At 63.2% G+C, this 14632-nt stretch carries 6 protein-coding genes; 4 read left to right on the top strand and 2 right to left on the bottom strand.

All coding sequences use genetic code 11. The annotated features are described in order from the left end of the window. Positions 1-404: 404 nt before the first annotated feature. Together OUZ45_RS12045 and OUZ45_RS12050 are read right to left on the bottom strand one after the other, a co-directional pair. Entirely contained in the window at positions 405-1166 is a 762-nt protein-coding gene (locus OUZ45_RS12045; protein ID WP_266170350.1) for a phosphatase PAP2 family protein, read from the bottom strand. Positions 1167-1184: 18 nt separating this feature from the next. Then, positions 1185-3473, bottom strand: a complete 2289-nt coding sequence (locus OUZ45_RS12050; protein ID WP_266170351.1) for a TonB-dependent receptor — start codon at positions 3471-3473, stop codon at positions 1185-1187. A gap of 389 nt (positions 3474-3862) precedes the next feature. Between OUZ45_RS12050 and gltB the strand changes: the two genes are divergently transcribed. From gltB to OUZ45_RS12070, 4 genes are all read left to right on the top strand, one after another. Next, positions 3863-8308, top strand: a complete 4446-nt coding sequence (gltB, locus tag OUZ45_RS12055; RefSeq protein WP_266170352.1) for a glutamate synthase large subunit — start codon at positions 3863-3865, stop codon at positions 8306-8308. Beyond that, the gene (locus tag OUZ45_RS12060; RefSeq protein ID WP_266170353.1) at positions 8305-9717 is read left to right on the top strand and encodes an FAD-dependent oxidoreductase; all 1413 of its coding nucleotides are present in this window, start codon (positions 8305-8307) and stop codon (positions 9715-9717) included. Before gltB ends, OUZ45_RS12060 begins: the two co-directional genes overlap by 4 nt. A gap of 651 nt (positions 9718-10368) precedes the next feature. Then, complete coding sequence (locus tag OUZ45_RS12065) at positions 10369-13194, top strand: TonB-dependent receptor domain-containing protein (RefSeq protein ID WP_266170354.1); 2826 nt, start codon at positions 10369-10371, stop codon at positions 13192-13194. 196 nt (positions 13195-13390) lie between these two features. Beyond that, a complete protein-coding gene (locus tag OUZ45_RS12070; protein ID WP_266170355.1) occupies positions 13391-14620 on the top strand; it encodes a nucleoside recognition domain-containing protein in 1230 nt (409 codons plus the stop codon). The last annotated feature ends 12 nt before the right edge of the window (positions 14621-14632 follow it).

Raw genomic sequence — 14632 nt, forward strand, 5'->3', positions numbered from 1 at the left:
GGGCTTTCGAACCGCTGCCGCGGTCCGAGTCACTTTTCTCTGTTTGGCCAGAGAAAAGTAACCAAAAGAGAGGCCACCCCGGTTCCGCGCCCTCCGGCTTCGCCTGCGGGTCCGTGAGGGCTGGCCGGGCTTTTCGACACGACGTCCCTGTCGTGTCGAAAAGGCATCGACGTCCTGTCGATGCCCCCTTCGGGGCCTGATCGTCCAGCCCTCACCGCTGCACAGGGGACCCGTCACGGGCTCGCTTCGCATCGCTTTGCTTTTGCTCCCTCCCTTGCTTGCGACGCAAAGCTAGTCCCGTGGGACAGGGGAGGGTTGGGGAGGGGTGGTGGGTGCTCGGGATGTCGTTGCTACGGAGAGCTGTAGGCCGGAGTGAGCATCAGCAAACCCCAGTCCCGCCGCACTCAATGCACCATCGCTGCCTTCGTCTCACTCATCGGCGCAGTCAAACCCGCCGCAGTAAGTTCCGCTTCCGCCTCTTCCATATCCTTCTGCAACACCGGATTCGCCAAGAACGCCGCTGCCAACGCTTGTCCAAACACCCGCCCGGCATAAATGTCCTGCGGCGTATGCGCGCCACGCACTACGCGACGCCAACCCACATCGCGTGCATAACCGGCGAGGTCGTCGGTGCGCTGGGGCATGAGTTTGCCGAGGAGGACGGCGAAGACGGTGGCGCGGGTGCTGTGGCCGCTGGGATAGCCGTAGCTTTTCTTCTTGAGGTTCTTTTCGTCGCCTTCGGGGTCTTTGTGGCAGGCGTCGAGGGGGCAAGGGCGGGCGCGCTGCCAGTGGTTCTTGGCTTCTTTGACGGCCGCTGCGGTTTCTTTCTGGACTTCGGTGAACAGGGTGGCGGTGTGGGGCAGTTTGCTGGTGTCGAAGTTGGGGCCGATGACGCGGGAGAAGGCGAAGACGTCGAAGGCTTCTTCCTTCTTGGCGAGCGTGGCTTCGTCTTTGCCGCGCGCGGCGGCGTAGGCGCGGTCGGTGACTGCACGGTCGGCGCGATCCTCGGGCGAGCCGGGGACGGAGGGCGGGGCGATGATCGCTTGCAGTTCGTGCAGTTTGGCGTCGTCGAGATAGTGCGGGGTGTCGTCAGCGTGGGCTGCACCGGAGAGGAGCAGGGTCAGGCCGAGCAGGGCGCTTTTCAGGCGGAGCGAGGTCGTCTGCATGATGGGTTCCTGTCGGCGTCAGAGGGCCAGGGAAACGGAGGCGAACCAGCTGCGGCCGGGTAGCACGAGGTAGTACGGCGTGGTGCCCTTGATGGAGTCGATGACCTGTTTGTGTTCGTCGAGCAGGTTGTCGACTTGCAGGCGGATCTTGTAGCTCTTGATCACCGAGCCGGTGAGGTTCTGGCCATAGCCGAGGCTGAGCGCGGCCTGCCACCAGCCGGTGGTGTGGCCGCTGGCGTTCACCGAGGATGCGACATCCGGGTTGAAGTCGCCGTTGTAGACGCGCTGGCCGCCCACGTACTTCTCGGTGAGCGAGCCGAAGAAACCGTTCCCGTCGTAGAGGAAACCGAGCGCAGCCGTGCCGGACGGCACGGTGGGCATGCGCAGGTTGGAGTTCTTGAACTTGGCGTCGATCAGCGAGCCGTTGGCGTACAAACTCACGCCTTCGCCCACGTAGTACGTCGCTTCCGCTTCGCCGCCGCGCATGGTGGCGCCCTTGGCCATCGCAAAGATGGGATCGTGGGTGACCGGATCGAGCGCGGTCAGCGGGAAGTTCTGGTAGTCGATGTAGAACACGTCGGCGTCGGCGTTGAAGCGGTCGGTCTTGTAGACCGTGCCGAACTGGTAGTTCATCGTCTTCTGCGGCTTGGCCTTGTTCTCGGCCGGATTCGGCACATAGAACTGGTTGAGGTTGGGCGTGAGGAAGCCTTGCGCGGCCTGGCCGTACACGCTCCAGTCGCTGGTGAGCATGTAGTTGGCGGTCAGCGAGCCCAGCGGCTTGTCCCAGGTCTGGTGGTCGTACAGCGGCAGCTTGGTGGTCTGGTTGATCGGTGCGCTGATATAGCGCGTGGCGCGGTCGTACTTCACGCCCGGCGTCAGGGTGAACGCATCGGTGACGCGCCAGGCGTATTCGGCGTACAGCTGCGTGGTGCGCAGGCGATCGATCATCGTGTACTTGTAGGCGCTGCTGTCGGGCTTGCCTTTCTTCACGTCATGGATGCCACCCAGGCCGTAGTCCAGCGCCACGCTGTAGCGGGTGTTGTCGATGTATTCGTACCAGCCACCCAAGCGCAGCTGCCCGTGCTCGTCGGTGCGCGTGGTTTCCAGCGTGTCGCCCCAGGCGCGGTAGTCGTTGATCTTGTTGAAGCCGCCCAGGTTGGTCTTGGACGCGCCCGTGCCAACGTAGGGGCTCTCGTGGCTGTCGTTGTGATAGGCGTAGGTGTAGAGCTTGTTGTCCAGCTGCCAGGTATCGCTCAGCGCGCTGCTTACACCAATGTATTCCAGATCGGTTTCCTTGGTCTGGTAGTTGTAGCAATAGCAGTCGGTGCTGGTGCGGTCGCGGTTGAGGCCGAAGTTGCGGCCCAGCGTGTCGATCTGCTGCTGGGTCAGGTCGGTCTTATCCGGGTTGTTGAAGGTGATGTAGTTGTAGTTGCTGAGGACCGTGACTTCCGTACTGCTGCCTACCGGCTGCACGTACTTGAGGTAGGCGGTCTTGCGGTTCATCGGCGAGTTGGTGCGGTAGGTATCGGTGTCGTTGTACTGCGCGCTGAAGATCAGCTTGCCGCCGCCCAGCTTGTCGATGCGGCCGCTGTTGAGCTCCAGGTGGGTCAGGGTGGTGTCGTAGCTGCCGTAGCTCACCGTGGGAATGAACGAGAACTCGTCGCGCGCATCCTTGGAGCGCAGCGCCACGGTGCCGCCGAAGGTGGCCTGGCCGATCTGGCTGGCGCCGCCGGGGCCGCGGTCCACCGTGACCTGGCCGATCATCTTGGCCGGGAAATAGCTGCTGGTGTGGTGGCTGAAGTCGTTGGTGTCGCCGAACGGGATGCCGTCGTAGGTGACGTTGTACTGGTTGTCGTTGAAGCCGCGGATGGTCATCTGCTTGGCTTCGCCCAGGCCGGGGCCGCTGACACCGATGGTGGAGACGCCGGGCGCGATGCCGGCGATGGCGGCGTAGTCGGCGGTGGGGGCCACGTGGTTGCTGATGTAGTCCAGGCCGATCACTGACTGCGGCTGGGTGATGTTGAGTTCCGCCTGGGTCGGCGCCTGGGTGATGGCGGAGGTGGTGGTGTTGGCGCGTACTTCGACTTCTTCAAGCTGCTTTGTCGCGACAGGAGCTGTCACTGGCGCAGTCACCGGCGTATCGGTGGCGGCGGCCGCGCCAGCGATGCAGAAGCCTGTGGCCATCAACATCGCCGGCAAAAGCAGCGCCGGCAGTCGGCGACGGCGGATGCCGGCGGTCAGCGGGTGCAGAGCGGGAAGGTCCATCTTGCCAAGAGCAGTGCGAGGCGTGCTGATCGGGGTGGGCATGTCGGTCGCCGGTTAGTTTGGTTTGGGTTAAACCGAGGCATGCTGAGGAGACTTGTTGACCGTTCCGTGGCAGTGGCGTGACGGTACGTGTTTTGGAATGGACGTCTATCCGCCCAAATCGGCGGTTTGGAAATTTTTTCGCAACATCTCTTCCGAGCTTTCGACAAAGTGGTTTGCCTCGCTGCGTGAGTCGCCATCGCAAAGCGACGCGACTGGTATGGTCGAGCTGCCCCAATCCGCTGCGTATGACCGTTATTTGGCCGTCTGCATGGCTTTGACGCGGCGCAACAACTGTGTTTTAGTCGAACCCACACCCGCGTGCGTGGCAGCGGTGCCTTCGGCACCGGTGGGCGTGCGCGTCCCGCAAATCCATCGGCCGGGGAGGCAAGATGGCGCAGTCAGGTACACCGGCGCTGTACGACGCCGCGTTTGAACACGACAGCTGCGGCTTCGGTCTGGTCGCACAGATCGATGGCCGTCCCAGCACCTGGGTCGTCGACACCGCGTTCGCGGCGCTGGCCAAGCTCTCCCATCGCGGCGGCGTGAACGCCGACGGCGTCAGTGGCGATGGCTGCGGCGTGCTGGTGCACAAGCCGCAGGCGTGGCTTGCGGCGATGGCGGCCGAGGCGGGGCTGACTCTGGGCAAACGTTTTGCGGCGGGGCTGGTGTTCCTCGATCCCGAGGGCGGCGAGCATGCAGTCGCCACACTGGAAACCTTTCTGCGCCAAGAGGGCCTGCACGTGGCCGGCTGGCGCGATGTGGCGGTGAATCCCGAAGCCTGCGGCCCACTGGCCGCTGCCGCGTGCCCGCGCGTGCGCCAGGTATTCGTGGAAGCGGCGGAAGGCAGCGACGATGACGATTTCGAGCGCGCGCTGTTCCGCGCCCGCCGCCGCACCGAAACCGCGCTGGCCGACGAAGCGCATTTCTATGTAGTGACGCTGTCCGCTGCGGTGATTGGCTACAAGGCCATGGCCGCGCCGGGCCAGTTGCGCAACGTGTATCCCGATCTGCAGCATCCGGCACTGGTGGCGGACGCGATGGTGTTCCACCAGCGTTTCTCCACCAACACCACGCCGCAGTGGAGGTTGGCCCAGCCCTTCCGGTTGCTGGCACACAACGGTGAGATCAACACCATCCGCGCCAACCGGCGCTGGATGCAGGCGCGCGAATCCATCCTGCGCTCGCCGCTGGTGGATCTGTCGGACATCGGTCCGATGGTGCGCCAGACCGGCTCCGACTCCGAGAGTCTCGATAACGCGCTGGAAGTGCTGATCGCCGGCGGCCTGGACCTGATCGCCGCGATGCGCGTGCTGGTGCCGCCGGCTTTTGCCGCGCGCGAAGGCATCGATGAAGACCTCGCCGCGTTCTACGAGTACTACGCCCTGCATAGCGAACCCTGGGACGGCCCCGCCGGCCTGGTGATGTGCGACGGCCATTACGCGGCCTGCACCCTGGACCGCAACGGCTTGCGTCCCGCGCGCTGGGCACTGTCGGACGACAACCATCTGATCGTCGCTTCCGAAGCTGGTTTGTGGGACGTGCCTTCCGCGCGAGTCATCGCCAAGGGCCGCCTGGCACCAGGCGAGATGATCGCGGTGGATTTCGCCAATCAGCGTTTGCTGCGCGATGCCGATATCGACGACATCAACCGCCGTCGCGCGCCGTATCGCGATTGGCTGCGCGCTGGTGTCAGCTATCTCGAATCCGACCTGATCGACCCCACGCTGGCGGCCGAACCGCTGCCGACGGACCAGCTGCGTTGCTACCAGAAGCTCTACGGTCTCTCGCGCGAAGAGCGCGAGTCGGTGCTGAAAGCGCTGGCGGAACTGGAGATGGAAGCCACCGGTTCGATGGGCGACGACACACCCATCGCAGCGATGTCGCGCCAGGTGCGTCCGTTGTTCGACCGCTTCCGCCAGGGCTTCGCCCAGGTCACCAACCCGCCGATCGATCCATTGCGCGAGAAGCTGGTGATGTCGCTGGTCACGCAGATCGGCGCGGAAGGCAATGTGTTCGATCTGCGCGCGGAGAACGCGAAGCAGATCTTGATCAACTCACCCATCCTGTCCCAGCGCAAGTTGCGCCAGCTGCTGGCGATGCCGCAGTTCATCAGCACGCCGCGATTCGATCTGATGTATGCGCCGGAAGAAGGTCTGGAAGCGGCGTTGCGCCGCCTGTGTCGCGACGTGGCCCAGGCCGTGCGCGAGGGTTGCGCGCTGGTCTTCCTCAGCGATCGTTATCCCGAGCGCGGCTTGCTGCCGATTCATTCGCTGCTCGCGGTGGGCGCGGTGCATGCGCACCTGATCGACGAAGGTCTGCGTTGTCAGTGCAACATTTTGGTCGAGACCGCCACGCCGCGCGATCCGCATCAGTTCGCCTGTCTGATCGGCTTTGGCGCCACTGCGATCTATCCGTGGTTGGCGTATCAGAGCCTGTTCGAGCTGGGGCGTGAAGGGCATATCGCCGACGACCGCTTTGAGATTGGCCGCAGTTACCGTCGCGGTATTCGCAAGGGTCTGTTGAAGATCCTATCGAAGATGGGCATCTCCACCGTGGCTGGCTATCGCGGTGCGCAGTTGTTCGAGATCGTGGGGCTGGCGCCGGAGGTGGTGGAGCTGTGTTTCCCCGGCACGCCTTCGCGCATCGGTGGCGCCGGCTTCGCCGAGCTGGAGCACGATCAGCGGCTGCTCGCCGCCGAGGCGTGGAACGAAGCGCAGCCATTGCGCGCCGGCGGCCTCTATAAATATGTGCACGGTGGCGAGTACCACATGTACAACCCCGATGTGATCGGGAGTCTGCAAAAGGCCGTGCGCACCGGCAGCGCGGCGGACTATAGGGTGTATGCCGATGTCGTGGACCATCGGCCGCCTTCAGCGCTGCGCGATCTGCTCAGTCCGAAGGCGAGTGCCGCGGAGTTGCCGCTGGATCAGGTCGAGTCGGTGGAAAGCATCCTGCGCCGCTTCGACTCCGCCGGCATGTCGCTGGGCGCGCTGTCGCCGGAAGCGCATGAGGCGCTGGCGATCGGCATGAATCGCCTGGGTGCACGCAGCAATTCCGGCGAAGGCGGTGAAGACCCCGCGCGCTACGGCACCGAGAAAACCTCCAAGATCAAACAGGTCGCGTCGGGCCGTTTCGGCGTGACGCCTGCCTATCTGGTCAACGCCGAAGTGCTGCAGATCAAGATCGCGCAGGGTGCCAAGCCGGGCGAGGGCGGTCAGCTGCCGGGCCACAAGGTGGACGCCACCATCGCGCGCCTGCGCTATGCCAAGCCGGGCATCGGCCTGATCTCGCCGCCACCGCATCACGACATCTATTCCATCGAAGATCTGGCCGAGCTGATCCACGACCTCAAGGAGGTTAATCCGCAGGCGCTGGTGTCGGTGAAGCTGGTGAGCCATGCCGGTGTCGGCACGGTGGCGGCGGGTGTGGTGAAGGCCGGTGCGGATCTGATCACGGTCAGCGGCCATGATGGCGGCACCGGCGCGAGCCCGCTTACTTCGATCAAATACGCCGGCACGCCGTGGGAGCTGGGTCTTGCCGAAACGCAACAGACCCTGCGCCGCAACGACTTGCGTGGCCGCGTGCGCTTGCAGACCGATGGTGGTTTGAAGACGGGCCTCGACGTGATCAAGGCGGCGCTGCTCGGTGCCGAGAGCTTCGGATTCGGCACCGGCCCGATGGTGGCGCTGGGCTGCAAATACCTGCGTATCTGCCATCTCAACAATTGCGCCACCGGCGTGGCGACTCAGCATCCCGTGCTGCGCCAAGAGCACTTTGTCGGCCTGCCCGAGATGGTGATGAACTACTTCCGCTTTGTGGCGGAAGACGTACGCGCGCATCTGGCGCGGTTGGGCGTGCACAGCCTGGCCGAGATCATCGGCCGCACCGATCTGCTGGAGCAGGTGGAAGGTTCCACACCGGTGCAGCACAAGCTGGATCTACAACCGCTGATCGATGGCCGCGGCCTGGGTACAAGCGTGGACTTTGCGTGCACCTCGCCGCGCAATCCGATGCGCGATGAAGCCGCCCTGGCTACGCGCATCGAGTGCGATACACGCGGAGCCGTGGCGACCGGCAGTGGCGGCACCTTCAACTATCCCATCGCCAACACCGACCGCGCGATCGGCGCGCGTCTCTCCGGTGACGTGGCGCGCCGTCACGGCGATCACGGTATGGATGCGCATCCCATCGTGCTGCGGCTGGAAGGTGCGGCCGGCCAGAGCCTGGGCGCATGGAATGCCGGCGGCGTGCATATCGACCTCACCGGTGAAGCGAACGACGGCGTCGGCAAGGGCATGGCCGGTGGCCGCATCGTGGTGCGTCCGCCGCTGGATTCGCCGTTCGCCACGCAGGATGCCGCGATCATCGGCAACACCTGTTTGTATGGCGCCACCGATGGCGAGCTGTTCGCCGCCGGTCGCGCAGGCGAGCGCTTTGCCGTGCGCAACTCCGGTGCGCTCGCGGTGGTGGAAGGTGCCGGCGATCACTGCTGCGAGTACATGACCGGCGGCGTGGTCGCCGTGCTCGGCAAGGTCGGCCTCAACTTCGGTGCCGGCATGACGGGCGGCTTCGCTTATGTGCTCGATCTCGAGCGCGATTTCGTCGACTGCTACAACCACGAGCTGGTCGACATCCTGCGTATCTCTCCCGAAGGGATGGAGCACTACATGCAACACCTGCGCGGCCTGGTGGCGCGTCATGTGGAACTCACCGGCAGCGATTGGGGACGGCAGATCCTGCGCGACTTCCGCGGCTTGCAATACAAGTTCTGGCTGGTGAAGCCGAAGGCGGCCAGCCTTTCCGCGCTGGCGGAAGAGCTGAGGAGTGCAGCATGAGCGACAAGGCCTTCCAGTTCCTCAACGTCGAGCGACAAACCCCGCGCACGGTGCCGGTGGCGATTCGTGTGCTGGGTTATGGCGAGATCGCCGGTGACTTTGGCACGACCCAGGCCGGCACGCAGGCGGAGCGCTGCATCGATTGCGGCAACCCGTACTGCGAACACGCCTGCCCGGTGCACAACTACATTCCGAACTGGCTGAAGCTGGTGCAGGACGGCCGCATCATGGAAGCGGCCACCTTGATGCACGAGACCAACCCGCTACCGGAAATCTGCGGCCGCGTGTGTCCGCAGGACCGTCTGTGCGAAGGCGCCTGCACCTTGGAGCAGACCGCGTTCGGCTCGGTGACCATCGGCAGCATCGAGCGTTGGGTTACTGACGAAGCATTGCGTCAGGGCTGGCGCCCGGATCTGTCGGCGGTGCGCGAGACCGGCAAGCGCGTGGCTATCGTCGGTGCTGGCCCGGCTGGCTTGGCCTGCGCGGATCGCCTGCGCCGCGCCGGCATTGCCGCGGATGTCTACGACCGTCAAGAAGAGATCGGCGGCCTGCTGACCTTCGGCATTCCGCCGTTCAAGCTGGACAAGGGCGTGGTGCGCACGCGTCGCGACGTGCTCGAAGGCATGGGCGTGCGCTTCCTGCTCGGTCATGAAGTGGGGCGCGACGTTGAATTCGGTCAGTTGCTGGACGACTACGACGCCGTGTTCGTCGGCACCGGCGCCTATACCTATGTCGACGCGCAACTGCCAGGCCGCGAGCTGCACGGCGTGCATGACGCGTTGCCGTTCCTGATCGCCAACACTGAGCGTTTGTTGCGCGACGAGCAGGTGCCCCACGCCTTCGACTTCCGCGGCAAGCGCGTCGTGGTGCTCGGCGGCGGCGACACCGGCATGGACTGCAATCGCACCGCTATTCGCCTCGGCGCATCCTCCGTCACCTGTGTGTATCGCCGCGACGAGGCGAACATGCCGGGCTCAGCACGCGAGGTGAAGTACAGCCGTGAAGAAGGTGTCGAGTTCCTGTTCCAGCGGCAGCCGCTGGACATCCTTGGCGATGCGGATGGCAGGGTGCGTGCGGTGCGTGTCGTCGAGACCGCGCTGGTCGACAGCGGCGACGGTCGTGCGCGTCCGCAGAACGTGGAAGGCAGTGAATACGAGATCGAGGCCGATGTGGTGATCCAGTCGTTCGGTTTTCTACCCAGCCCACCGGACTGGTTGCGCTCGCACGGCGTGACGTTGGAGCACTCCGGCAAGGTCGCCACCGGTGTCGATGGCATGCTGTCGCACCAGACCAGTCACCCGCGCATCTTCGCCGGGGGCGACAACGTGCGCGGTGCCGATTTAGTAGTGCGCGCGGTCTACGACGGCCGTGAGGCTGCCGGCTCCATCGCGCGCATGCTGCTGGGCTGACCGCAGACACTCCCAGCGCTGCGGTTCCGCTCGCTAAGCGATCGTCGATCGTTCCTGGTTCGGCCGGAGACGATCGTCGATCGTTCCTGGTTCGGCCGGAGACGATCGACGGTCGCTGTCGGACACCCTGGGCTTGTAAAGAACATGTGGATGCACGCCGGCCGGTAAGCCCTCTGCGGCGCTGCTCGCTTTTCTCTTTTTAACATCCCAATTAGCAATTTCTTGCGCTTTCGCGAGGTGGTTTAGCTGGGCTTTATGCATCGTGCGCTGAAACGCGACGAACGGCAAAGGCATTACTTTCACGTTGCATTTGCCTCTGTGAATTTCAGGTGATTATTTTTGGATCGTTATAAGTAGCCCATTAATTAAGGCGAAGATCTATTTTCAACCATGGCCCCGTGGACTCTTAGCCTGATTATCAACGCGCTTTGAAATGACTTACGGAGGTACGGCCCGTGCTTATGCGGCATCGCGCAAAATATTACGCACAGCAATGAGTTACGGCTAATGTCATGGAACTTGTGAAGCTAACCTTAAAGTGGAAGACTCCGCCTGCCAGCATTCAGCGGCGCAGCTTTGTTAGCGCATCCCCCACATCGCTGAAAGGATCGTCTGGCGTATTGCGGATCAATACAAAGAGAGGCTAACCACATGAAGCGCAACAAGCTCGCCCTGACATTGGCCGGACTGATGCTCGCTCCTGCCGGAACTGTATTTGCTCAAAGCACTGCTCCCGCCCAGACGTCCAATCCGCCGCCACAAGAACAACAGGCGAAACAACTTCAGACCATCACGGTGACCGGCTCGGCTATTCCACGTGTCGACGTGGAAACGCCATCTCCGGTTACCGTTATCTCGGCCACCCAGATTCAGCGCAGCGGTCTGACCACGGTGTCCGATGTCGTTCGCGCGGTCTCGGCCGACAACAGCGGCTCCATCCCCAACGCGTTCTCCAACGGTTTTGCGGCCGGTTCCTCCGGCGTGGCGTTGCGCGGCTTGACCGTCAACTCCACTCTGGTGCTGATCGACGGCCATCGCAGCGCGACCTACGCCGTGTCGGATGACGGCGTTCGCTCCTTCGTCGACTTGAACACCATTCCGCTCGCTGCGGTGGATCGCATCGAAGTGCTGAAAGATGGCGCATCGTCGCTGTACGGCGCCGATGCGATCGGTGGCGTGGTCAACATCATCCTCAAGCCGAACTTCCACGGCGTGGAAGGTACGGCCGATGTCGGTACCTCGCAGCATGGCGGCGGCTTCACCCGCAAGGCCACCTTGATGGCCGGCGGTGGCGACCTTCAGACCGACCGCTATAACGGCTACGTCAGCGTGCAGTACCAGCGGGACAACCCGATCAACATCAGCCAGCGCGGTTTCCCGTTCAATACGGCCGACTTGCGTCGGATCGGCGGCCAGAACAATAACGGCGGCCAGCCGGCAGCAAGCTCGGGCTCGATTTACGGCTCGGTGACGCCCGGCACGCTGACCCCGGGAGGCAGTGGCAGCTTTGTCGACGGCGTAGGAGCTACTGGCGGGCCCACGCAGGTGCTGGCGCCGGGTGGATGCGGCCCCAAGGGCATACTCGTCACCAATGATCCGAACACCCCAGGCAGCTACTGCCAGCAAAATTTCGTGGGCCAGTACGGTCAGGTGCAGCCCAAGATGGAGCAGGGCGGTATCTATGGTCGCTTCACTGTCAAGCTAAACGACACCACCACGGCCTACATGTCGGCCAGCTTCTTCGAAGCCAAGACCTGGACTGTGGCGCCGCCGGCGCAGATCGAGAACGGCATTCCGCACAACACCAACGGCATCGCCTTGCCGCCTACCTTGCCGGGTGGCGCTCTGAACCCAAATAATCCGTACGCTGCACAGGGCCAGTACGCGCTGATCAACTATGCCTTCGGCGACATTCCTGCCGGCACCAATTACAACAATCACAACGCGCGCATGGTGGGCGGCGTCAATGGCACCTTCAGCGACTGGAACTGGGATGCGACTGTGGTACTCAACCACACCTGGCTGGGTACCAACCGCTTCGGCGCGATAAGCTTTAGCGGTTTGGTCAACGCCATTACCAATGGCACCTACAACTTCCTCAATCCCAGCGCCAACACCGGTGCCGCGCGCAACCTGGTGGCTCCGCCCTACAGCAAGACCTCCACCTCCGACCTGGATTCGCTCGACCTTGCCGCCAACCGCCAGCTATGGGATCTGTCGGGCGGTGCGCTTGGCGTCGCTGTTGGCGCCCAGTTCCGGCATGAGGCGCAAAACGATCCGACCCTCAATCCAGGCAATGACACGCTGGGCCTCGGTAACGCGATCACAAGGGGTAGCCGCGATGTCAGCGCTGCCTATGTCGAGTTCGATGCGCCCTTGTTGCAGTCATTGGAAGTCGATGTATCGGGTCGCTTCGACCACTACACCGACGTAGGCAATCATTTCACGCCGAAGGTCGGCATCAAGTACAAGCCTTTCGATTGGGTCGCGCTTCGCGGTACCTACTCCAAGGGGCTCCGTGCGCCGAGCTTCTCGGAGAACGGCTCCAGTTCAAGCACCGGCTTCGTGACCGAGCAGATCACCGATCCCGCGTTCCTTGCAGCGCATGGCGGCGGCAATGGCTACACCCTGCCTTATGCCATCGCACTGGGGACGATCGCCAACAAGAACATCAAGCCGGAGAAGGCGACCAACTACACGCTCGGCGTGGTGGTACAACCCACCGATTGGCTGAACGCCTCGATCGACTACTACAACATCAAGAAAGAGAATGTCATCGTTCCTGGCGACTCTGGCTCTGCGCTGGACAACTACTTTGCCGGCCGCCCCCAGAATCCCGGTGTGACGGTTATCCCCGACCTGCCCGATCCGGCCTTCCCGAATGCGCAGCCGCGCCCGATCGAAATCGACACGCAGTTCGTCAACGGACAATCGCTGAAGACCACCGGCATGGACTTGGACATCCAGGCCCACTTCGACTTCAGCGGTAATCTTCACTACGTCACGCAGCTGTCCGGTACGCAGATCTTCAACTGGAAGCTCACCTTGCCCAATGGCACGAAGCAGCAGTTCGTCGGTACGCATGGTCCCTACATCCTGTCGTCGGGTGCAGGTACGCCGCGTACTCGCGGCTCGTGGGCGAACACGATCATCTGGGGGCCGCTGACGGTCACGGGTACGCTGTACTACACCAGCGGCATGAAGAACACCGCTCTGGATTTCCATTCCAGCGGCTCGTGCATCTCCTTCCTTCCCCTCAGCTGCAAGGTGGGGTCCTTCACCGACTTTGACCTGACGGGTAGCTATGAGATCAACGACCACATCAGCATCACCGGTTCGGTGATGAATGTGTTCGACAAGAAGCCCCCGCTCGATCAGGCCGACTATGCCGGTGCTGGCGCCAACTACAACCCGACCTGGGCGCAATCGGGTCTGGTGGGTCGCTTCTACAACCTTGGTGTGAAGTTCAAGCTGTAATGACGGCCAAGCGCCGTACTTGAGTGAGCAGATGAAGCGGCGCCCCTTGGTTGGGGCGCCGCTTTCTTTTGGGGGGCTTCGTTTGAACCCGCTCAAAGACGCGGTGTTGCGCCAGCGACATGACCGGTGTGCCACGCACGGCTCCATCACGCACAATGGCGGCCATGGTGACCGCCGACTACGCCCTGCACGCCGCATGCTGAATCGACTCTGGTTCGGTTTCTTCCTGACGGCGGCCATCGCTGCGCTGGCGCGTTGGCTAGTGGGTGATGACGCGGGGGTATTCGCCGCCATCGTGGCTTCGCTGTTCGACATGGCGGAGTTGTCGGTAAAGGTGATGGTGTTGCTGTTCGGCACCTTGACCTTGTGGCTGGGTTTTCTGCGTATTGCCGAGCAAGCCGGGGTGGTGGACGGTCTGGCGCGGCTGTTCGGTCCCTTGTTCGAGCGGTTGATGCCTGGTGTACCGCGTGGGCATCCGGCGATCGGCCTGATCACGCTCAACTTCACTGCGAATGCGCTGGGTCTGGATAACGCCGCCACACCGATTGGCCTGCGCGCGATGCGCGAGTTGCAAACGCTCAATGCGTCGCAGGATACGGCGAGCAATGCGCAGATCCTGTTCCTGGTACTCAACGCGTCGTCGCTGACGCTGTTGCCGGTGACGGTTTTCATGTATCGCGCACAGGCCGGTGCGCACGATCCCACCTTGGTGTTTCTGCCGATCCTGCTGGCGCATTTCGCGGCCAACCTCACTGGCTTGCTGTCGGTCGCCGTCATGCAGCGGCTGCGCCTATGGGACCCGGTGGTGCTGGTTTGGCTGGGTGGCGGCGGTTTGCTGTTGAGTGCCTTCCTTGCCTTCTTGTTTTCGTTGTCGGCGGTAGCGCTGGCCTCGCTTTCGTCGCTGCTTGGCAATCTGGTGTTGTTCGGCGTGATCGTCGCGTTTCTCTGCGTGGGCATGTGGAAGCGGATACCGCTGTTCGAGAGCTTTATCGATGGGGCGAAGCAGGGCTTCGACGTGGCCAAGGATCTGCTGCCGTATCTGATCGCCATGTTGTGCGCCGTCGGCGTGCTGCGCGCGTCAGGTGCGTTGGGCTACGCGCTGGACGGTGTGCGTTGGCTGGCGCAGCACGCCGGGCTGGATACGCGTTTTGTCGATGCGTTGCCGACGGCTCTGGTCAAGCCGCTCTCCGGCAGTGCGGCGCGCGCCATGCTGATCGAGACGATGAACCACTCCGGCGTCGACAGCTTTCCGGCACTGCTTGCCGCCACCATCCAGGGCAGCACCGAGACGACGTTCTACGTGATTGCCGTGTACTTCGGCGCGGTAGGCATTCGGCGTGTGCGACACGCGGTAGGCTGTGCGCTGCTAGCCGACCTGGCCGGCGTACTGGCATCGATTGCAGTCTGCTATTGGTTTTTTGGGTGAATCGTCTTTCCA

It is taken from the genome of Dyella subtropica, from assembly GCF_026283965.1.
Classification (GTDB): Bacteria; Pseudomonadota; Gammaproteobacteria; order Xanthomonadales; family Rhodanobacteraceae; genus Dyella_D; species Dyella_D subtropica.

Bases quoted from the DNA above. Each gene is read 5' to 3' on its own strand.
- OUZ45_RS12045 (WP_266170350.1), bottom strand. From the start codon at position 1,166: ATGCAGACGACCTCGCTCCGCCTGAAAAGCGCCCTGCTCGGCCTGACC.
- OUZ45_RS12050 (WP_266170351.1), bottom strand. From the start codon at position 3,473: ATGCCCACCCCGATCAGCACGCCTCGCACTGCTCTTGGCAAGATGGAC.
- gltB (WP_266170352.1), top strand. From the start codon at position 3,863: ATGGCGCAGTCAGGTACACCGGCGCTGTACGACGCCGCGTTTGAACAC.
- OUZ45_RS12060 (WP_266170353.1), top strand. From the start codon at position 8,305: ATGAGCGACAAGGCCTTCCAGTTCCTCAACGTCGAGCGACAAACCCCG.
- OUZ45_RS12065 (WP_266170354.1), top strand. From the start codon at position 10,369: ATGAAGCGCAACAAGCTCGCCCTGACATTGGCCGGACTGATGCTCGCT.
- OUZ45_RS12070 (WP_266170355.1), top strand. From the start codon at position 13,391: ATGCTGAATCGACTCTGGTTCGGTTTCTTCCTGACGGCGGCCATCGCT.